The 17,743-nt window shown below is 66.3% G+C and carries 22 protein-coding genes and 2 tRNA genes; 15 read left to right on the plus strand and 9 right to left on the minus strand.

The window, feature by feature from the left end:
- Positions 1 to 175: 175 nt before the first annotated feature.
- The 6 genes from QM618_RS02415 (at position 176) to QM618_RS02440 (ending at position 3,714) form a co-directional block, all read left to right on the plus strand.
- Positions 176 to 266: transfer RNA gene (locus QM618_RS02415), tRNA-Ser, on the plus strand.
- A gap of 42 nt (positions 267 to 308) precedes the next feature.
- Positions 309 to 503: a hypothetical protein gene (locus QM618_RS02420; RefSeq protein WP_428094508.1), complete on the plus strand. Its 195-nt coding sequence runs from the start codon at positions 309 to 311 to the stop codon at positions 501 to 503.
- A gap of 55 nt (positions 504 to 558) precedes the next feature.
- Positions 559 to 631 (plus strand) — tRNA-Arg (locus QM618_RS02425).
- Positions 632 to 708: 77 nt separating this feature from the next.
- Positions 709 to 1,593 (plus strand): homocysteine S-methyltransferase family protein, encoded by an 885-nt coding sequence (locus tag QM618_RS02430; protein WP_428094511.1) that lies wholly within the window; start codon positions 709 to 711, stop codon positions 1,591 to 1,593.
- Between the two features lie 16 nt (positions 1,594 to 1,609).
- Positions 1,610 to 3,229, plus strand: a complete 1,620-nt coding sequence (locus QM618_RS02435; protein ID WP_428094514.1) for a DUF885 domain-containing protein — start codon at positions 1,610 to 1,612, stop codon at positions 3,227 to 3,229.
- 74 nt (positions 3,230 to 3,303) lie between these two features.
- On the plus strand, positions 3,304 to 3,714 hold the full coding sequence (locus QM618_RS02440; RefSeq protein WP_428094517.1) for an SHOCT domain-containing protein: 411 nt from the start codon (positions 3,304 to 3,306) through the stop codon (positions 3,712 to 3,714).
- Between the two features lie 21 nt (positions 3,715 to 3,735).
- Here the strand turns inward: QM618_RS02440 and QM618_RS02445 are convergent, their stop codons facing one another.
- Genes QM618_RS02445 through QM618_RS02455 form a run of 3 tightly spaced genes read right to left on the minus strand, consistent with a single transcriptional unit; the run spans position 3,736 to position 6,588 of the window.
- Positions 3,736 to 4,773 carry a hypothetical protein gene (locus QM618_RS02445; RefSeq protein WP_428094520.1) on the minus strand — a complete coding sequence of 346 codons (1,038 nt, stop codon included), beginning with the start codon at positions 4,771 to 4,773 and terminating at the stop codon, positions 3,736 to 3,738.
- Positions 4,770 to 5,948, minus strand: a complete 1,179-nt coding sequence (locus tag QM618_RS02450; protein ID WP_428094524.1) for a sensor histidine kinase — start codon at positions 5,946 to 5,948, stop codon at positions 4,770 to 4,772. Before QM618_RS02450 ends, QM618_RS02445 begins: the two co-directional genes overlap by 4 nt.
- The gene (locus QM618_RS02455; protein ID WP_428094527.1) at positions 5,941 to 6,588 is read right to left on the minus strand and encodes a response regulator; all 648 of its coding nucleotides are present in this window, start codon (positions 6,586 to 6,588) and stop codon (positions 5,941 to 5,943) included. The genes QM618_RS02450 and QM618_RS02455 overlap by 8 nt, the downstream gene beginning before the upstream one ends.
- 176 nt (positions 6,589 to 6,764) lie before the next feature.
- Here QM618_RS02455 and QM618_RS02460 point away from each other — a divergent pair, with 176 nt between their 5' ends.
- The gene (locus tag QM618_RS02460; protein WP_428094530.1) at positions 6,765 to 7,337 is read left to right on the plus strand and encodes a hypothetical protein; all 573 of its coding nucleotides are present in this window, start codon (positions 6,765 to 6,767) and stop codon (positions 7,335 to 7,337) included.
- Here QM618_RS02460 and QM618_RS02465 read toward each other — a convergent pair.
- Complete coding sequence (locus tag QM618_RS02465; RefSeq protein ID WP_428094533.1) at positions 7,334 to 7,915, minus strand: septum formation family protein; 582 nt, start codon at positions 7,913 to 7,915, stop codon at positions 7,334 to 7,336. The genes QM618_RS02460 and QM618_RS02465 overlap by 4 nt on opposite strands.
- Positions 7,912 to 8,700 carry an exodeoxyribonuclease III gene (locus QM618_RS02470; protein WP_428094536.1) on the minus strand — a complete coding sequence of 263 codons (789 nt, stop codon included), beginning with the start codon at positions 8,698 to 8,700 and terminating at the stop codon, positions 7,912 to 7,914. The genes QM618_RS02465 and QM618_RS02470 overlap by 4 nt, the downstream gene beginning before the upstream one ends.
- A gap of 36 nt (positions 8,701 to 8,736) precedes the next feature.
- Here QM618_RS02470 and QM618_RS02475 point away from each other — a divergent pair, with 36 nt between their 5' ends.
- Genes QM618_RS02475 through QM618_RS02495 form a run of 5 tightly spaced genes read left to right on the plus strand, consistent with a single transcriptional unit; the run spans position 8,737 to position 12,426 of the window.
- Positions 8,737 to 9,504, plus strand: a complete 768-nt coding sequence (locus tag QM618_RS02475; protein WP_428094539.1) for an SDR family NAD(P)-dependent oxidoreductase — start codon at positions 8,737 to 8,739, stop codon at positions 9,502 to 9,504.
- 10 nt (positions 9,505 to 9,514) lie between these two features.
- Positions 9,515 to 10,090, plus strand: coding sequence for an orotate phosphoribosyltransferase (pyrE, locus tag QM618_RS02480; RefSeq protein WP_428094542.1), 576 nt, complete (start codon positions 9,515 to 9,517; stop codon positions 10,088 to 10,090).
- A 3-nt stretch (positions 10,091 to 10,093) separates the two neighbouring features.
- Complete coding sequence (locus QM618_RS02485; protein WP_428094547.1) at positions 10,094 to 11,008, plus strand: hypothetical protein; 915 nt, start codon at positions 10,094 to 10,096, stop codon at positions 11,006 to 11,008.
- A gap of 30 nt (positions 11,009 to 11,038) precedes the next feature.
- Positions 11,039 to 11,596 (plus strand): LemA family protein, encoded by a 558-nt coding sequence (locus QM618_RS02490; protein WP_428094551.1) that lies wholly within the window; start codon positions 11,039 to 11,041, stop codon positions 11,594 to 11,596.
- Between the two features lie 44 nt (positions 11,597 to 11,640).
- Positions 11,641 to 12,426 carry a DUF3137 domain-containing protein gene (locus tag QM618_RS02495; protein WP_428094554.1) on the plus strand — a complete coding sequence of 262 codons (786 nt, stop codon included), beginning with the start codon at positions 11,641 to 11,643 and terminating at the stop codon, positions 12,424 to 12,426.
- Here QM618_RS02495 and QM618_RS02500 read toward each other — a convergent pair.
- The 3 genes from QM618_RS02500 to QM618_RS02510 all read right to left on the minus strand — a co-directional run bounded on the left by QM618_RS02500 (position 12,385) and on the right by QM618_RS02510 (position 14,207).
- Complete coding sequence (locus QM618_RS02500) at positions 12,385 to 13,002, minus strand: winged helix-turn-helix transcriptional regulator (protein ID WP_428094558.1); 618 nt, start codon at positions 13,000 to 13,002, stop codon at positions 12,385 to 12,387. The genes QM618_RS02495 and QM618_RS02500 overlap by 42 nt on opposite strands.
- A gap of 4 nt (positions 13,003 to 13,006) precedes the next feature.
- On the minus strand, positions 13,007 to 13,405 hold the full coding sequence (locus QM618_RS02505) for a VOC family protein (RefSeq protein ID WP_428094561.1): 399 nt from the start codon (positions 13,403 to 13,405) through the stop codon (positions 13,007 to 13,009).
- 124 nt (positions 13,406 to 13,529) lie between these two features.
- Positions 13,530 to 14,207: a VTT domain-containing protein gene (locus tag QM618_RS02510; RefSeq protein WP_428094564.1), complete on the minus strand. Its 678-nt coding sequence runs from the start codon at positions 14,205 to 14,207 to the stop codon at positions 13,530 to 13,532.
- Between the two features lie 17 nt (positions 14,208 to 14,224).
- On the opposite strand from QM618_RS02510, the gene QM618_RS02515 reads away from it, so the two are divergent.
- The 3 genes from QM618_RS02515 to QM618_RS02525 all read left to right on the plus strand — a co-directional run bounded on the left by QM618_RS02515 (position 14,225) and on the right by QM618_RS02525 (position 17,245).
- Positions 14,225 to 14,806, plus strand: a complete 582-nt coding sequence (locus QM618_RS02515) for a TrmH family RNA methyltransferase (protein ID WP_428094567.1) — start codon at positions 14,225 to 14,227, stop codon at positions 14,804 to 14,806.
- Positions 14,807 to 14,857: 51 nt separating this feature from the next.
- Complete coding sequence (gene fbaA / locus QM618_RS02520) at positions 14,858 to 15,877, plus strand: class II fructose-bisphosphate aldolase (RefSeq protein ID WP_428094570.1); 1,020 nt, start codon at positions 14,858 to 14,860, stop codon at positions 15,875 to 15,877.
- Between the two features lie 72 nt (positions 15,878 to 15,949).
- Entirely contained in the window at positions 15,950 to 17,245 is a 1,296-nt protein-coding gene (locus QM618_RS02525; RefSeq protein ID WP_428094575.1) for an adenylosuccinate synthase, read from the plus strand.
- Here QM618_RS02525 and QM618_RS02530 read toward each other — a convergent pair.
- On the minus strand, positions 17,217 to 17,588 hold the full coding sequence (locus tag QM618_RS02530; protein ID WP_428094579.1) for an ArsR/SmtB family transcription factor: 372 nt from the start codon (positions 17,586 to 17,588) through the stop codon (positions 17,217 to 17,219). The genes QM618_RS02525 and QM618_RS02530 overlap by 29 nt on opposite strands.
- Positions 17,589 to 17,743 lie beyond the last annotated feature (155 nt).

A 17,743-nucleotide genomic window follows, 5' to 3' on the forward strand; every position in this document is an offset into this window, starting at 1 on the left:
GTCAGACCGCCCTCGACGACCGCGAGCACCATGACCTCGTTCTTGACCCGTTGACCCATGCGACACAGTCAAGGGGTGAACGATGTCTTGAGACATGGGTGAACGATGTCCTGAAATCAGACACCACACTCTCCGCGCATGCCCGGCCCCAGCGTCGGGTATTCTTGTCCGGCCTGGAGACGTCGCATAGTCAGGCCTAGTGCGCGGTCCTGCTAAGACCGTGAGGGTGTTAAAGCCCTCCGTGGGTTCAAATCCCACCGTCTCCGCTCCGGTGGCCCCGTTGGGCCCGCGCCAATACAGTGAGTCGCATGAGCGATCGGGGAAACAACGGCGCAGCCGCGGGTGGCGGCGCGGTCTACGGGCTGGGCTTCATCGGGGCCGCGATCTACTACTTCTGGGCCGCGGACACCTTCTGGGAGTTCGTGCTCGCGATCCCCAAGGCCATCGTCTGGCCCGCCATTGTTGTCTTCGAACTTCTCAAGAGCTTCTACGGCGGTCGATGAGCGGTTCCGCGGGTCCTCAACGACCCGGTATAGTAGTGCTTCGGTTTTCCACCTAGCGCCCGTAGCTCAACGGATAGAGCATCTGACTACGGATCAGAAGGTTGGGGGTTCGAATCCCTCCGGGCGCGCGTTACCCGTCCCGCACTAGCGGTGGCGGGTTTTGTGCTTTCCAGGGACACTCACAGGAGACCCTGGGGAGGGACACATGAGCGTAGCCGTGGCCGATGGCGGCCTTGAGACCGTCATGGTCTTCACGGAGGGCCTCGATCTTCCCGCGTTCGCGGCCTTTCCCCTCATCTACGACGATCGTGGCCGCGATGCCCTGCGCCGCTACTACAGGAGCTTCCTCGAGATAGCGGACGAGCACGCAACGGCCTTTGTGCTCTCGACCCCCACGTGGCGCGCAAACCCCGAGTGGGCCGCGGCGCTCGGCTATGACCTGGCCGCACTCACCAAGGCGAACGCCGATGCCGTCGCCTTCGTCAGGGGCATCGTGGGGGATCGCGAGGGCGTGACCGTAGAGGGCGTGATTGGCCCGCGCGCGGATGGTTACGTGGTCGGCACGCAGATGCCCGACGCTGCGGCAGCCGAGTATCACGCTCACCAGATCTCGGTGTTGCGTGGTGAGGGCGTGGACAGGGTCTGCGCAGTGACGCTCAACTATCCGGGCGAGGCCATTGGCATGGTGCTCGCCTCTCGCGCTGCCGGGCTGCCCGCCGTGATTTCCTTCACGGTCGAGACCGACGGGCGCCTCCCGGACGGCACGGCCCTCGCGGACGCGATTGCCGAGGTGGACGCCGCCACGGACAAGGGCGCCCAGTTCTTCATGATCAACTGTGCGCATCCCACTCACGTCAGGCATGCGCTCGGGAACGACGTCACCGCGGATCGCGTGCGCGGGCTGCGCGTCAACGCGTCTCAGCTCAGCCACGCGGAACTGGACGCCGCTGAGGAGCTCGACGACGGTGACCCCGCGCAGTTGGGCCGCGACCACGCGACGCTTCGCGACCTGCTGCCCAATATCGAGGTGCTCGGCGGTTGCTGCGGAACCGATGCGCGCCATGTGAGGGAGATCGTCGCGGCCTGGTGACGCTTAGGGTGGAGCAATGGACACCCTCACCTCTCTCGCCGACGAGTACTACGCATTCGCTCGCGCCGCCGACGGCCACTCCCTGCTCTGGAATTCCTCTACCGAACACTTGGAGTCGTGGCCGGCTTTCTCGCCCGACGCTGTGGCTGAGCAGCAGCGCCAGTACAGCGAGTTTGCGGCGAGGGCCGACGCACTCACCGCGACCACCCCCAGAGAGGTGGCGCTCAAGGACGCGATCGCGTTCACGGCCCGCTCGGCGGCCGTTGATCTCACGTGGAACGCGGCCATTACAGGCACTCACCCCGCACTCGGGTTCATCGGCATGATCGAGGTGTTCGGAACTCGCTTCAACCTGGTGACCGGCGAGCACGCGGATCAGTACCTCGCGAAGATGCGCGCCCTGCCCGGCGCTCTCGAGGACCTCGCCTCCGTCGCGGAGGCGGAGGCGCTGCTCGGCGTGGTTGGCCTTGCGCGTCACCTTGACCGCACCGCGGCCAACATCGAGGCGTTGTTGGCGAGCCCAGACGCCCTGGACAGGCTCGCCGCCCAGGCACCGCCGTCGGACCTTGCGGAAGCCCAGGCGGACACGTGGGTTGGCGAGCTGCGCCAGATTGTTGCGGATGAGGTGATTCCCGCCCTCGCTGGCCACGCGGAGCGCATGCGCGCGCTCGCGGAGCGCGGCCGTGACGACGACCACCCCGGCTTCTGCCACCTCCCGGGAGGCGACGCGCAGTACCGTGACCTGGTGTGGGCCATGACGTCAACGGACCTCACTCCGGAGCAGATCCACCAGTTAGGCCTTGACCAGATCGCGCGCCTCGACGAGGAGTACAAGCAGATCGCAGGGCCGCTCGTTGGGACAACCGATCTTGCTGAGATCTACCGCCGTTTCCGCGAAGACGAGTCGCTCGTGTACACGAACCCGGAGGACCTGGTGAGGGATGCCGAGGAGGCGTTCGCGCGCGCCAACGAGGCGCTTCCTCGCGCCTTCAGCCGCGTTCCCAAGACTCCGTGCCGCGTCAACGCAGTGAAGGGAGGCGCGCAGGCGTACTACAGTGCCCCAGAGCCGGAGACCGGCAAGCCAGGCGAGTTCTTCTTCAACGTGCTCAACCCCACGGACTGGAGCCGCACGGACGTCGAAGGCACCACCTTCCACGAGGGCCTTCCCGGCCACCACTTGCAGTTCGCGCTTCACGAGGAGGACACGGAACTGCACAACGTCCTCAAGCGCATGAATGTGACCGCGTACCTCGAGGGATGGGCGCTCTACACGGAGCGACTCGCGGACGAGTTGGGCCTGTACTCGAGCGAGCTCGCTCGCGTTGGCATGCTGCTCAACGACTCGCTGCGCGCGTGCAGGCTCGTGGTGGACACCGGCATGCATGCCTTTGGGTGGACGCGCCAGCAGGCGATTGACTTCATGATGGACAACTCGCCCAACTCTCTTGGCGCGGTGACGGCCGAGGTGGATCGCTACATCGCGATGCCGGCCCAAGCCTTGAGCTACATGGTTGGCCGCCTTGAGATCATGCGGCTGCGCGAGGCCGCAGCGCTTCCCCTGCCTGACTTCCACGAGCGCGTGCTGGCCAACGGCATGGTGCCGCTCCCGACGCTTTCGCGACTGGTGCTCGCATAACGGGAGTCACGGGGGCCAAAGCGGATAGAGTTCCCATAGGCCCACACAGGGAGTGTGTGCCATGACTAGGAGTAATGATGGACGACGGCTTCTTTGACGGCAGCTTTATGGCCTTCTTGCTGTACACCCTGTGGATCTTCATCCTGATTTCTTTCATCTTCGTGGTGATTCGGATCATCATGGATGTGTTCCGCTCGCAGGACCTCGGCGGTTGGGGAAAGTTCTGGTGGATCTTCTTCATCATCCTGCTGCCGATCCTCGGCACGCTGATCTACCTCTTCGCTCGCGGCGGGGGCATGGCACAGCGCGACCTTGAAGACGCTAAGCGTGCACGCGAGTACGACCGCGAGTACACCAAGAGCCTCATCGGTGAAGCCGGTGGCGGCGGTGCCGCAAGCGAGATCGAGCGTGCGAAGGGCCTTCTCGACTCCGGCGCTATCACGCAGGCGGAGTTCGACACCCTCAAGGCGAAGGCCCTTTCCTAAGGGTCCGACGCTGTAGTCGCTTTAGGAGGCGACGTCCCCTTCGCCCGTCAGGGCGAGGCGGGACGTCGCCTCTCCCTTTCTGGTCACCATCGTGATGGCGGTATCGCGGCCGGGCGGCAGCAGGCGGATGGTCACCGAGCCCTCGTGCACCGAGTCGAGCGCCGCAGCAAGCCGGATGCCGATCTCCGCCATCGCCTCTGGAGACGGCAATTCCGAGCCGCGGTCGTCAAGCAGGGTCACCTCGATTCCCCGCTCGCGAGCCCTGCCCACCGCTCCCACCACCACGGGAACCATGAGCGAGCGACCGCGAACGCCATCGCGAAGGTGCGCCTCGACGCGCGCGAAGGCGGCGCGCTCCTCGGAGCTAAAGGCCACGCCCGTGGCGATGCGATCCAGCATCGGAACGGCCGTCGAGGCGAGCTCAGCAGCCCGCTGCAATCGGATTTCTTGGGCCGCATTCGCGGACGCGGCCACGGCGGACGCGCCAACGGAGCGCTCCGTCAGTTCGTTGATGCGTTGCGCGGTGCGGCGCAGCGACGCACCAAAGAACGTCGCCACCACCATGAGCGCAATCTGCGCCTGAGCAAGGGTGAGCCCCGAGATCGCGCCGCGGCCGCTGATGTCCGACCACACCACGGTGACCGCGACCATGAACAGCCCCGCCGTCCATGCGAGCAGCACCCGCCGACGCAAGATCAGAAACCAGATGAGCCACGTGTTGCCACCCAAGTGCCACGTTGCGCGCCCAAGTGACCCAGCGTCGGGCAGTGCGTAACTCACCAGCAACGAACTTACGGCGACGATGCCAACCACGATGAGCGTGAGCCGCAACGGGAACGGGTCTGGGTAGGGACGGCCAATGAGCACCGCGCCTGCGCACACCAACAGCATGGCGAGGTACGACGCCCACGGGTGGTCAAGGACGTTCGCGGTGGCAAAGGTGAAGACCGCGTTCGACACGATGACGAGCCCGATGATGAGGTGCGCACCCTCGGTGTGCAGACCAAGCAGCCTGCTGACGTCCGTGGGGGTGGCGCGCTCTGGGTGCGGAGTCGTCACGAGCGCCTCCAGGTGAGCGTCACGCGGGTTCCAGCACCCGGCTGCGAGCGCACTCTCGCCTCGCCGCCCGCGATAGAGGCCATGCGCTGGATGATGGACACGCGCAAGCCAAGCCGACGCTGGGGCACCTCGCGAGCGACGAACCCCACGCCGTCGTCCGCGATCGCAACCTCCACGCCGTGGGTGGCAAGGGTCACCTCGACGCTGCACTGCGCGTGCTCGCCCGCGTGGCGCAACGAGTTGCGGATCGCCTCTTCTGTGGCCTCCGAGAGCGCTGCGACGACGTCGCGCGGAGTGGGGTCGTCGGAATCAATGATGTAGGTGAAGGCGATGTCTGGGGCCGTCTCACCCACCGTGGCGCGTAGCACCGCGACCAGTTCCTCCGGGGCGTACGGCAGGGTCGCGAGTTCCGCGCTCGCGAGCTGTTCCACGGAGTGCAGGGCTGCCCTTGCTTGGGACGCGAGCCCCTCGGGCGCCGACGGCCTGCTGGCCGCGAGCAGCACCGACATGATGTCGTCGTGCACCATCGCGTTGATGCGCGTCTGTTCGCGCTCTCGCGTCACGGCGCGCGCCTCGAGCGAGGCCTGTTCGCGCGCCCTCTCCGCCACCGAATCGAGCCGCGCCGCGGCGAGCACAACTGCGAGTGACACACCAGCGAAGATCGACGAGCTGACCATAGACCCAAGGCCGTCGAGCACGGCCTGCGTGAGGGTCGCATCGCGAGCGGCGAGGCTCACGAACACGATGATGGGGCCTTGGGTCAGTGCGAACACCCACGTGATCCGGCCTCCCCAGGCGACAGCGATGAGCGTTGCGGGGATGGGGCCAAAGCCTTGCATCCACGGGGAGCCTTGTTGTTCGAGTTTGTCTCCCACGAGGGCCAGCGGGAAGAGTAACTGGGTGGTCACGAAGCTGATGCCAACGGCCGTGACAAGGCCGCGCATCACGGACAGCGGCAGGATGCGGCCAAGCACCACGAAGGACGCGGGGACCAGCAGCACCATGACCACGCTGAACCACAGCAGCGGAGCATCTACTTGGTGCACTTGGCCGCGGAATCCGGAGGGGCCGCCAGACAGCAGCACGCCAAAGATGATGGTGGCGATGCCGATCGCGAAGTACATGGTGCGCGTCATGCGGTCGAGCGCGGTGCGCTCGGTGCCGACGTCACCCATCCTCGTCCTCTGCCAGCAGGCCGTCCTCGACGGCCCGCTTGTAGAGGTCGACGCGCGACAGGGCGGGGCGCCCGGCGTCGGCGTACTTGCGCCGGATGCGGCTCACGTAGTCGGCGACCGTCTCGCGCGCGAGGCCCGTATGGAGCGCTACGGACGCCGCTGTCTCGCCGCTCGCGTAGAGGCTCAGGATTTCCTGTTCGCGGGCCGAGAGCTTCGCGTCCCTGAGGTTCGCGTCCGCGTCGATGGCCGCCGCCCAGTCTGCCCCAAACACCTCGCCGCCGGCAGCGGCCGTGCGGATCGCGTCGAGCAGCGTCGCCGGATCCGTGGACTTGCGGATGAGGCCAAGAGCACCGGATCGGGCGGCCGACTGGATCATGCGGCGGTCCTCGGCACCGGTGTAGACGAGCACGTGCGCGCCACGCTCGTGGATCGCCTTGACGTTGTCTTGCGGAAGCGAGCCGTCCGCGAGGCGAAGGTCAAGCACCACCAGATCGAGGTGGCCCTCGATCGTGGTCAACTGCGCGACGTTCTCGACCATCCCCGCGAGGATCAGGTCCGGCTGAGAAGCGACGAGGTCGCGGAAGCCAATCGCGATCAGCGCGTGGTCTTCCACGAGCGCTATCCGGCGTGCGTCAGCCATCGCCCCTCCTCTCTGCGCAGACTAGCGGACTGTGACCGGTACCAGGGCTTTGGGGGTACTAGGGGGCCTCCCTGCCCCCATAAATGGGGGCTTTACGGGTGTTGCGGACAATGGAAATGTATCCACTGACGGGCCGCAGCCGGGGGGAGGCCCGTCACTCAGGCGGAGGTATGGGGATGTACTGGACTAGCGAGGCGCTCTGCGTTCTCGTCACGGGTGCGCTGTTCTTGGCAATCGTGGTGGCCGGTCTGACTCCAGTCGCCACCTTGAACTCTGCGTCCTTCGCGGCATTCGGTGCCGCGGGAGTGGTGTTCATTGGGGTTGCCTTCGCGCTTGCGCGGGTGCAAGCCGTCAATTACCCACCTGCAATGTGGGCGTTGCCGATTCTCCCGCTGCTCATCATCGGAGTGCTGGGCAAAGATGCCGTCGCCGCCAGACGTGCCTCTCACCAGCCAGCGCACGAGACCGCCATCTCGCGCCCCGATGGCGAGCGGCCCCTCGCCGCTCTGGCGGTGGCTCACGAGTCACGCCAGGGCGGCGAGGGATCCCCGCAACACCTCGCCTCGAGCCCAGACGTCACGCCAAACGAGTTGGCGCACATCGCGATCAACCACCCAGACCTGCGACCGGCCGTAGCTCGCAACCCGCTCACGCCCCCGTCGGTGCTCACGTGGCTCGCCCAGCAAGACGATCCCGGCGTGGCCAAGGCGCTTGAGTCTCGTGGCGGCACCACGAGCGCCGTCGCCTAACTGGCTGACTGATCCTTCGCGCTACCAGTCCACGGCTCCGCGGCCGTCACGATGCACAGCCCCGCACGGTCTCCGTGCTCCCACGTTGCTTGTGACGGCACCCAGGCAACCCAGTCGCGCCCCTCAGCGGCATGGGCCAACTCGCCGCCGGGCATGAGCTGTGAGGCGCAATATTGCAGCACCGTGGACGCGATCTCGTCGGCTCCGGGCCACTCGTCACCTTGGGCGCTGTAACTGCTGACCACCTCCGCTGAGTGCGGCTCGTCGCAGTCCACGACGGTCACGGGACCAGCTCCGTCGCCAAGCGACGCAATGCACATCCCGGACACCACTTGCGCGGAGTGCAGCCGGCCGGTGGCCCCCGGCTCCGCTGGCGAGAGGTTGCCGTTGCGCACCGTGAGTGTGATCTGCGCGGCCACCGCCACCACGATCACCGCCCCAGCCAGCCCAAGCAGCACGGTGAGCCAGCGCGGAAACCGGCTGCGTCGCGGGGCAGGAGGAGCGGCCCTGAAGTCCGCCCGCTTGACGGAGCCAGCCGGTGTGCCGTCCGGAGCGGGCGGCGGCGCGAAGTCGCTCACGGCTCGTCGAAGTCCACGATGACGGGAACGTGATCGGAGGCGCCCTGACCCTTGCGCTCCTCGCGGTCGATCACCACGCCAGTTGCGCGAGCGGCCGCCACGGCGGACGCGTAGACAAAGTCGATGCGCATTCCCTCGCCGCGCGGGAAGCGCAGCTGCTGGTAATCCCAGAAGGTGTAGGTGTTGGGCTCGGGGATAAACCGGCGGCTGAGTTCCTCATAGCCCGCGGATTCGAGCGCGTGGAAGGCCTCACGCGATTCGGGCGTGACGTGGGTCTCCGCGCTCGCATCAGTCTCCGACCAAATATCGGTGGTCAGCGGCGCCACGTTGAAGTCGCCGGCAATGATGGCGGGGGCATCCGCCCACGCGAACGCCGCCTGCCGCAATTCCGCCAGAAAGGACAGCTTGTAGGCATAGTGCGGGTCCGCAAGAGCGCGCCCGTTGGGCACGTAGACGCTCCACACGCGCGTGTCGCCGCACAGGGCGCCGATGGCGCGCGCCTCGAGCGCAGGGTCCCCGGTCTTGGCGAAGCCGGGCTGCCCGGCAAACTCCGTCTGCACCTCGGAAAGACCAACGCGCGACGCGATCGCCACGCCGTTCCACTGGTTGAGCCCGTGCGCGGCCACCTCGTAGCCGAGGGCCTCGAACGGTGCCAGCGGGAACTGCTCGGGCTTGCACTTGATCTCTTGCATCGCGAGCACGTCAACCTGCGAGCGCTCAAGCCAGCTCGCTACCCGGTCAACGCGCGCCCTGATTGAGTTCACATTCCATGTGGCGAAGCGCATGAGACCACGCTACCCAAGGCAACGTAGGCTCGAGGCATGGCAACCGCATTGGTGACTGGAGCGTCGGCCGGGCTTGGCGAGGAGTTCGCGTGGCAACTGGCCACCGCAGGCCACGACCTGGTGGTGACCGCGAGGTCGCGCGATCGTCTCAGCGAGCTCGCGGACGTGGTGGCGAGCGCCACGGGCGTCTCGGTGGAGGTTCTCGCCGCTGACCTGTCGCTGCCCGACGGCCGGGAACAGGTTGCGTCGCGCCTCGCCGATTCTTCGCGCCCCGTGAGCTTGCTGGTGAACAACGCGGGCTTTGCGACGGGCAAGGGCTTCCTCGCGTCGTCGTGGGAGGAGGAGGCCGCGATGCACGACGTGCTCGTCACCGCGCCACTGCGCCTCACCCATGCCGCGCTGCCGGGGATGATCGAGCGCGGGCACGGTGCCGTGCTCAACGTCGCGTCAATTGCGGCGCACCTTGGCGACTCGACGTACGCGGCCCACAAGCGCTGGCTCGTCGAGTTCACGAGCGCTCTTGCCGGGCAGTTGCGCGGCACTGGGGTGACGGCCACTGCGGTGTTGCCAGGCATGACGCGCACCGAGTTCCACAGCAAGCCCACGCTTGAGCACTACCGCGCGGAGCTTCCCGAGTTCGCGTGGCTGAGCGCCGAACAGGTGGTGAGCGCGGCCCTTACCGGGGTGCGGCGTGGGGCGGTCACGGTGACGCCGTCGGTTCGCTACCAGGCCGCTGGCACCCTCGCGCGGCTTACGCCAAAGGCCGTGACGAGGCGCATGGGGTCGATGGGTTCGCGCCGCTAGGCTGAGCGGCATGACGACGCCGCTTGCAGACACACCGCGAGACCGCCTTCGCGACCTCATCAAGGAGCTGGCCGTTGTGCACGGCCGCATCACGCTCGCGTCCGGTCGCGAGGCCGACTACTACGTTGACCTGCGCCGCGTGACGCTGCACCACGAGGCAGCGCCGCTCATCGGCCACTTGCTGTTGGACCACCTTGAGGTGAGCGGGTTTGGCCCCGCGGACATCGATGCAGTTGGCGGGCTCACGCTTGGGGCCGATCCGGTTGCGACGTCGCTGCTGCACGCGGCTGCTTCTCGGGGACTCGCGCTCGACGCGTTCGTGGTGCGCAAGGAAGCGAAGGCACACGGGCTGCAGCGGCGCATCGAGGGACCGGACGTCGCGGGCCGCACGGTTGTGGCCGTGGAGGACACCTCCACGACCGGGGGCTCCGTGATGACCGCCGTGGAGGCGTTGCGCGAGGCCGGAGCCAATGTCGCCGCCGTTGCGGTGATCGTGGATCGGGGCACGGGCGCTCGCGAGGTGGTCGAGGCAGAGGGGCTCACGTACCTGTACCTTTACGACCTCGCGGATCTGGGCCTGGAGTAGCCCGTGCACCGTTTCAGCGCCCGCAATGTGATTGCGTGGATCGCTGGCGCCGCCGCCGTGGTGGCGTTCTACGGCATGCAGATTGGGTTCTTCAACAGGTGGATCACCGCGGTACTCGTGACCGCAGGGGTGGTGGCCTTTGGCTATTGGCTGTGGGAGTTCTTCGAGAAGTACCGGCACGCCAAGCGCGTGCGCGAGTTCGCGTTCACCCATGGCTGGCAGTACAGCGAAGAGGGGTGGGCCGCGAACGCGGGTCTCACGGGCTTTCCTTTTGGGGTGGGCAGCAACCGCAAAGCCACGGACCTCATTGAGGGCACGTACAGCGGCATGCCGTGCAGCACGTACACCTACTCGTTCGAATATCGCGTGGGCGACGATAGGGCGGCGGAGCAGGTCTTCACGGTCACCCAAACGGCGATCGACTATCGCCTCCCCACGCTTGATCTGGTGCCAGAGGACATCGGCTCGCGGATCATCGGGGCGCTAGGAGGCGCGGACATCGACCTCGAGTCCGCCGAGTTCAACCGCTTGTGGCGCGTGCTGTGCCCTGACCGGCGCTTCGCGATCGACGTGGTGGACCCGCGCATGATGCAGCACCTGTTGCACCACCGGATTCCCGGAGTTGCGGTACGCATCGATCGCGACAAGGTCATCGCGTGGAGCGCAGGTCGCGCGGACCTTGGTCAGCTTGCCAAGCGCTTCGACCTCGTCACGGGCATCGCCAAACGGGTGCCCAATCACGTGGTGAGGTCCTATACGGAAGCCGAGCAACGCCGTCGGGCAGAGGAAGCCGAACGGGAAGCCAAGGCTCCCGGGTGGGCAAATACGCCGGGGGTACTCAACTCGGGCAGGTACACGGGAATCGGCGTGGACGCGGACGGCGACGGCGTAGACGACTGGGAGCAGCGCACCCGCTAGAGTCGGGGTACACACCTTCGGGAGGTCTTCATGATCTGGGCACTCGTGATCATTGGCATTCTTGCCATCGTCGCCATCTGGGCTATCGCTCAGTACAACGCGCTCGTCCGCTTGCGCAACCTGGTGCAAGAGGCATGGCACCAGATCGACACCGAGCTGCAGCGCCGCCACGACCTCATCCCCAATCTCGTGGAGACGGTCAAGGGCTATGCCAAGCACGAGCGCGAGACGTTTGAGGCCGTCACCGCCGCGCGCGCGGCCGCCGCGGCTCCCGGCTCATCGCCCGCCGAGCAGGCGCAGCAAGAGAACATCCTCACGCAGGCCCTTGGGCGCCTGTTCGCGGTGGCGGAGGCGTACCCAGACCTCAAGGCCAACCAGAACTTCCTGCAACTTCAGCAAGAGCTCACCAACACCGAGGACCGCGTGGCCGCGGGCCGCCGCTTCTACAACGCAAACGTGCGCGAGCTCAACACCAAGATCGAGACGTTCCCCACGTCGATCATCGCGAACATCTTCAAGTTCGTGAAGGCCGAGTACTTCGAGACCGAGGACCCTGCCGCGCGCCAGGCGCCGACGGTTCAGTTCTAGTTCGGCCGCGTTCGTCTACGGCCCGACGCTGAGGGGGCTTCTGCGTGAGCGTCAACCCAGGCTTTGAGATCATCGGGGGCATCGGCGCCTTCATGTTTGTGCTGGTGCCGGTGCTCATGGTGGGCATGATCGGCTTTGGCATCTACGCCGCGGTGAAAAGCTACCAACAGGCAAAGCTGCGTCAGGCGGCGATCGCGGCCACGGTTGCCGCGAACCACCTTGGCCACCTCGCGGAGGATCCCGCGCGCACCAAGTACTTCGAGAGCTCCCCATTTGGCATCGGCGACAACCGCAGGGCCAGGGACATCGTGTGGGGCACCTTCGCTGGCCGGCCGTTCGAGACGTTTGCGTACAGCTACGAGACCCACACCACGGACTCGGAGGGCAGGCGCAGCACCACCACGCATCATTACCAGATCACGTGGGTACCGCTCCCAGGGCCGCTCCCCACGATGCGCTTCATGAGCGACAACGCCTTGTTCAGGGCGTTCTCGAAGATGGGCGCTCGCGACCTCGATGTGGAGAGCCACGAGTTCAATCAGCGCTGGAAGGTGGTGTGCGACGACGAGCGCGTTGGCCACGCCATCCTCACCCCACGCATGATCGAGCGGTTCTTGCAGCCCGATGTCGGCGGGCGCGCGTTCGCGTTCGAGGGCTCCGCGCTGGTGAGCGCGTCCCAGCAGGTAAGTGACCTCGGTGACCTTCAGCTGGTGGTGGGGGCGCTGAACTCGATCGTTGACCTGGTGCCGCCGTTCCTGTTTGCGGGCGGCTCTGGCAATCCAGGTGGTTCAGGCGGCCAGACGGAAGGTCTGGGCGAACCGGTCCAATAGCCGCGCGTCTCCTGCGGTCACGCGCACCCCGGTGAGGTCGCCGGACAGCACGTGCTTGATGCGCGCATCGGTCTCGAACGCGATGTCCGCGGTGCCCTCGCCCCCGGTCACGTCCAGCTCAGGGCCGTCGACGCGAATCAGCAGCTCCGTGCCCGCGAAACCACCTGCGTAGGAGGTGGCGGGGAGAGCGGCCGCAGCGTCGGGCTGGAAGGCGGTACGGAGGGCGATCGTCATCGCATCAGGGGTGACAATCTGCTCGCCGCGGGGCTCGTCGAGGGACTTGAAGCCCCACGTGCTGAGGCCCAGGACGAGGGGTTCTAGCTCGCGGCCGTAGGGCGTGAGTTCGTAGAGGATGATGCGCGAGCGGGGAAGGCGGCGGATTACGCCCGCGGCCTGCAGTTCCTTGAGGCGCGCCGCGAGGATGTTACTGGGGATGCGCGGCAGCCCGTCGGCGAGCTCGCCGTAACGGCGCGGTCCCACGAGCAGGTCGCGGACGATGAGCAGCCCCCAGCGCTCCCCCACGAGTTCGAGGGCGCGCGTGACGCCGTCGTATTGTCCGTAGTCGCGTGCGGCCATGAAGTCAGGACTGGTTGGGATCCGCCCAGCCAAACTGGATGACGTTGCCATCCGGGTCGTTGACCTGGCGCGTGTACATGAATCCGTAGTCGGTAGGCGGCTCCGGTTCGTGGCCACCGGCGGCGAGGCCGGCTGTAGCACGGCTGTCGACCTCCTCGCGGCTGTCGACGAAGACGGTCACGGAGACGCTTGGCGACACGGCGTTGTCGCCGATCGGTAGCGGGGTCATGCTCTGGAAGAACTCGCGAGTCATCGTCATGAGGTAGTTGTGATCCTCATCGATGGTGAAACACACGCCGTTGTGGTCGGAGAACATGGGGTTCTTGGCGAAACCGACGGCGGTGTAGAACTGGGTGGCGCGGTCCAGGTCGATGACCGGAAGGCCCACGAAGACGCTTGGCATGGGGTGCTCCTTTGCGAGGGGTCGCGTCTGCGGCCACTCACCACACTTGCAAAAAACAAGTGAACTGTCAAGGGGTGGGGCGAGGGGCGCGGCCCTGCGGACCGACCGGGACCGACGCGTTCAGTCAGACGGCTGGGCTGTCGTTCGCCTCGCGCCGCGCACTGCGGCGGTGGTTAAGCCACTCGATGACCATCGGCAGCAGCGAGACCGCCACGATGAGCACCAGGGCAACCTCGATGTTGTTGCGCACAAACTCGTAGCTGCCAAGCCAGAAGCCGAGCAGAGTCACGCCCACTCCCCACGCAAGGGCGCCGATCACGTTGTACCTGATGAAGTGGCCGTACGGCATCTTGCCGATGCCGGCCGCCACCGGGATATACGTGCGCACGATGGGCACGAAGCGGGCCAAGATGATTGCCCGTCCCCCGTACTTCTCGAAGAAGTTGTGCGTCTTGTCGATGTAGGACCTCTTGAAGAAGCGCGAGTCCTCGCGCGCGAAGATGCGGGGGCCTACTGCGTGACCGATCGCGTACCCAATCTGATCGCCGATGAACGCGGCAGCGAAGAGCGCGAGGCAAGCGACCCAGAGCGGCACGGGCAGATCGCCGGTCCCGATGAACAACCCCACCGTGAACAGCAGCGAGTCGCCCGGCAAGAACGGGAACAGCAGCCCCGTCTCGATGAGCACGATGACACAGATCGCGACGAGCGCCCACACCCCAAAACGCTCAATGAAGCCGGTGATCATGCTCTCTGCGTCGAGCCAGTCGGGCAGGAGGGTGGGGAGGTTTGCGGCGATCACGCGGCTAGCCTACGTGTGTGACCGCAGACGACCCAGACGGCGAAGACACCCGCAACGTCGTGGACCGCTACAAAGGGTGGCCGATGGACGCGATCGTCGCCGACCTCGACTCCCGCCGCCACCCCTTTCACGTCGCGATCGAGAATTGGCAGCACGACTTCAACATCGGCTCCGTGGTCCGCACCGCCAACGCGTTTCTCGCGGCGGAGGTGCACATCATCGGCAACCGCCGCTGGAACCGTCGCGGCGCCATGGTGACCGACCGCTACCAGCACATTCGCCATCACCCAACGGTTGCGGAGTTCGTCGCGTGGGCCCACGTGGAGCGGTTGCCGGTGATCGGCATCGACAACCTGCCCGGCTCGGTGCCTATCGAAACCTACGCCCTGCCAAAGGCGTGCGTTCTGGTCTTTGGTCAGGAGAGCGTCGGGCTGTCTGAAGAGGTGCGGGAAACGGCCGACGCTGTGCTCGCCATTGCGCAATACGGCAGCACTCGCTCCATTAACGCGGGCGCCGCCGCGGCTATCGCGATGCACGGATGGGTGCGGCAGCACGGCGACATCCAGGCAGGACATGAGGCCCACCCCGCTGGCTCCTGATATCTGACAGAATGGTGGGCGGTTCCATCCATTCAATTGCAGGAGTTCCGCATGGCTATCGCCACCCCCGAGTCCTACAACGCAATGCTCGACGCCGCCAAGGCCGGCGCGTATGCGTTCCCCGCCATCAACGTGACGTCGTCCTCGACGGTCACGGCCGCCATCCAGGGCTTCGCGGCCGCTGAGTCTGACGGCATCATTCAGGTGTCGATCGGTGGCGCGCAGTACGCCTCCGGCTCCACGATCAAGGACCAGGTGCTCGGCTCGGTCGCGCTCGCGGCCTACGCCCGCGAGGTTGCCGCCGCCTACGGCGTGACCATCGCGCTGCACACGGACCACTGCCACGCGCAGTACGTGGACTCGTGGCTGCGCCCGCTGCTCGCGATCTCCACCGAGCGCGTTGCCCGCGGCGAGCAGCCCCTGTTCGTCTCCCACATGTTTGACGGCTCGTCTGTGCCGCTCGAGGAGAACCTGGTGCTCTCCGAGGAACTGCTCGAGCTTTCGCAGGCCGCGCGCACCGTTCTTGAGATCGAGATCGGCGTTGTCGGTGGCGAAGAGGACGGCCACGCTGCCGAGATCAACGAGAAGCTCTACACCACGGCCGAGGACGGCCTCAAGACGGTCGAGCGCCTGGGTGCCGGCGAGAAGGGCCGCTACCTGACTGCCCTCACGTTCGGCAACGTGCACGGCGTCTACAAGCCAGGCGCTGTGAAGCTGCGTCCCGAACTGCTCGGCGACATCCAGGCCGAGGTTGGCGCCAAGATCGGCAAGGACAAGCCGTTCGACCTCGTCTTCCACGGTGGCTCCGGCTCCACGGCCGAGGAGATCGCCACGGCCGTCTCGCACGGTGTGATCAAGATGAACATCGACACCGACACGCAGTACGCGTACACGCGTCCCGTTGCCGACTACATGCTCAAGAACTACGACGGCGTGCTCAAGGTTGACGGCGAGATCGGCGACAAGAAGACCTACGACCCCCGCGCTTGGGGCAAGATCGCGGAGGCCGGTATGGCCGCCCGCATCGTCGAGGCCTGCGAGCAGCTCGGTTCTGCCGGTAAGAAGATCTAGTACATGCGATCGTGACGGGAGCCCCCGCGGTCGTGAGACCCGGGGGCTTTCGCACTTTGAGGGAGGAAGACGATGTCCGGTGCGGTGATCGTTGGCGCGCAGTGGGGCGACGAGGGCAAGGGCAAGGCGACGGACCTGCTCGGCTCTCGCGTGGATTACGTGGTCAAGTTCAACGGCGGAAACAACGCTGGCCACACGGTGGTGATCGGCGACCAGAAGTTCGCGCTGCACCTGCTGCCGTCTGGCATCCTCACCCCGGGTGTCACGCCGGTCATTGGCAACGGTGTTGTCGTGGATCTGCGCGTGCTCTTCCAGGAGATCGACGGGCTCCTCGAGCGCGGTGTTGACCCCTCGGCCCTGCTCATCTCCAACGCGGCCCACGTCATCACGCCCTACGCCCGCACGCTCGACAACGTGACTGAGCGCTTCCTCGGCAAGCGCAAGATCGGCACCACCGGGCGTGGCATCGGCCCGGCATATGCAGACAAGATCAACCGCCTCGGCATCCGCATCGGCGACCTCTTCGACGAGCAGGTGCTGCGGGACAAGATCGAGGGCGCCCTCGCCGCCAAGAATCACCTGCTCGTGAAGGTGTACAACCGCCGTGCGATCACGGTGGACGAGGTGGCCGAAGAGCTGCTGAGCTTCCGCGACCGGCTCGAGCCGATGGTCACGGACACCTCCCTCGTGCTCAACGCCGCTCTTGATGAGGGCAACACGGTGCTGTTCGAGGGCGGCCAGGCGACCATGCTCGACGTCGACCACGGCACGTACCCCTTCGTCACATCCTCGAACGCCACGGCGGGTGGGGCGTGCACGGGTTCCGGTGTTGGGCCCACCAAGATTGACTCGGTCATTGGCATCGCTAAGGCGTACACGACGCGCGTCGGCGAGGGCCCCATGCCCACCGAGTTGCTGGACAAGTGGGGTGACAGGCTTCGCGACATTGGCCACGAGTTCGGCACCACCACTGGGCGGCCCCGACGCTGTGGCTGGTATGACTCGGTTATTACCCGTTATGCGTCACGCATCAACGGACTCACCGACATCGTGCTCACAAAGCTCGACGTCCTCACGGGCATCGAGGAGATTCCGGTGTGCGTCGCGTACGACGTTGACGGGGTGCGCTACCAGGACCTGCCGCTTGACCAGGGCGCGTTCGCGGCCGCGGAGCCGGTCTACGAGACCTTCCCCGGCTGGGACGAGGACATTTCTGGTGCGCGCACCCTGTCCGACCTTCCACCCAACGCGCGCGACTACGTCCGTGCCGTCGAGGAGCTGAGCGACTGCCGCATCTCGACGATCGGTGTTGGCCCGGGCCGCGAAGAGATCATTCAGATCAACGATCTTCTGCACGCCCGAGTCTGAGGCGCCCTATCCACTCTGTGACCTCAGCGAGACCAGTCTCGTTGAGGCGGTAGTTCCGCGTGTGGCCGTCGGCATAGACATCGACTAGGCCGGCTCTGGCGAGCACTTGCAGGTGCTGGGAGCCGCGGCTCGTCGCGACCCCGAACGCGGAGGCTATCGAGGCCGAGAGTTCGCCTGCCGGCGACTCTCCCCACACCAGCAGCTCCAGGGCGAATCGGCGAGCGGGGTGGGCAAGGGCCGCGAGCTTGCGATCCACCTGGTGTGTGAACCATGCCTCGTCGTCGTAGTCGTCGTTGGTGTCGTTGGTGTTGTCGCTCTCGCGCTCACTCTCGTCTGGGTACACATGTCCTCGTTTCGCTATTTTAAGGATTCTTAAAATAGCGGAAAACGGGTGTGATCGCCTGGCTCGGGGACGGGGACGGGGACGGGGACGGGGACGGGGACGGGGACGGGGACGGGGACGGGGACGGGGACGGGGACGGGGACGGGGACGGGGAC

Source organism: Demequina sp. (assembly GCF_049841215.1).
Taxonomy (GTDB): domain Bacteria; phylum Actinomycetota; class Actinomycetes; order Actinomycetales; family Demequinaceae; genus Demequina.

What these genes read in the sequence shown, in the direction of transcription:
- QM618_RS02450 (WP_428094524.1), bottom strand. Translation starts at nt 5,948, where the DNA reads ATGGGTGACGTCGGCACCGAGCGCACCGCGCTCGACCGCATGACGCGC.
- QM618_RS02470 (WP_428094536.1), bottom strand. Translation starts at nt 8,700, where the DNA reads ATGCGCTTCGCCACATGGAATGTGAACTCAATCAGGGCGCGCGTTGAC.
- QM618_RS02440 (WP_428094517.1), top strand. Translation starts at nt 3,304, where the DNA reads ATGATGGACGACGGCTTCTTTGACGGCAGCTTTATGGCCTTCTTGCTG.
- QM618_RS02455 (WP_428094527.1), bottom strand. Translation starts at nt 6,588, where the DNA reads ATGGCTGACGCACGCCGGATAGCGCTCGTGGAAGACCACGCGCTGATC.
- QM618_RS02505 (WP_428094561.1), bottom strand. Translation starts at nt 13,405, where the DNA reads ATGCCAAGCGTCTTCGTGGGCCTTCCGGTCATCGACCTGGACCGCGCC.
- QM618_RS02475 (WP_428094539.1), top strand. Translation starts at nt 8,737, where the DNA reads ATGGCAACCGCATTGGTGACTGGAGCGTCGGCCGGGCTTGGCGAGGAG.
- pyrE (WP_428094542.1), top strand. Translation starts at nt 9,515, where the DNA reads ATGACGACGCCGCTTGCAGACACACCGCGAGACCGCCTTCGCGACCTC.
- QM618_RS02430 (WP_428094511.1), top strand. Translation starts at nt 709, where the DNA reads ATGAGCGTAGCCGTGGCCGATGGCGGCCTTGAGACCGTCATGGTCTTC.
- QM618_RS02460 (WP_428094530.1), top strand. Translation starts at nt 6,765, where the DNA reads ATGTACTGGACTAGCGAGGCGCTCTGCGTTCTCGTCACGGGTGCGCTG.
- QM618_RS02525 (WP_428094575.1), top strand. Translation starts at nt 15,950, where the DNA reads ATGTCCGGTGCGGTGATCGTTGGCGCGCAGTGGGGCGACGAGGGCAAG.
- QM618_RS02435 (WP_428094514.1), top strand. Translation starts at nt 1,610, where the DNA reads ATGGACACCCTCACCTCTCTCGCCGACGAGTACTACGCATTCGCTCGC.
- QM618_RS02500 (WP_428094558.1), bottom strand. Translation starts at nt 13,002, where the DNA reads ATGGCCGCACGCGACTACGGACAATACGACGGCGTCACGCGCGCCCTC.
- fbaA (WP_428094570.1), top strand. Translation starts at nt 14,858, where the DNA reads ATGGCTATCGCCACCCCCGAGTCCTACAACGCAATGCTCGACGCCGCC.
- QM618_RS02490 (WP_428094551.1), top strand. Translation starts at nt 11,039, where the DNA reads ATGATCTGGGCACTCGTGATCATTGGCATTCTTGCCATCGTCGCCATC.
- QM618_RS02420 (WP_428094508.1), top strand. Translation starts at nt 309, where the DNA reads ATGAGCGATCGGGGAAACAACGGCGCAGCCGCGGGTGGCGGCGCGGTC.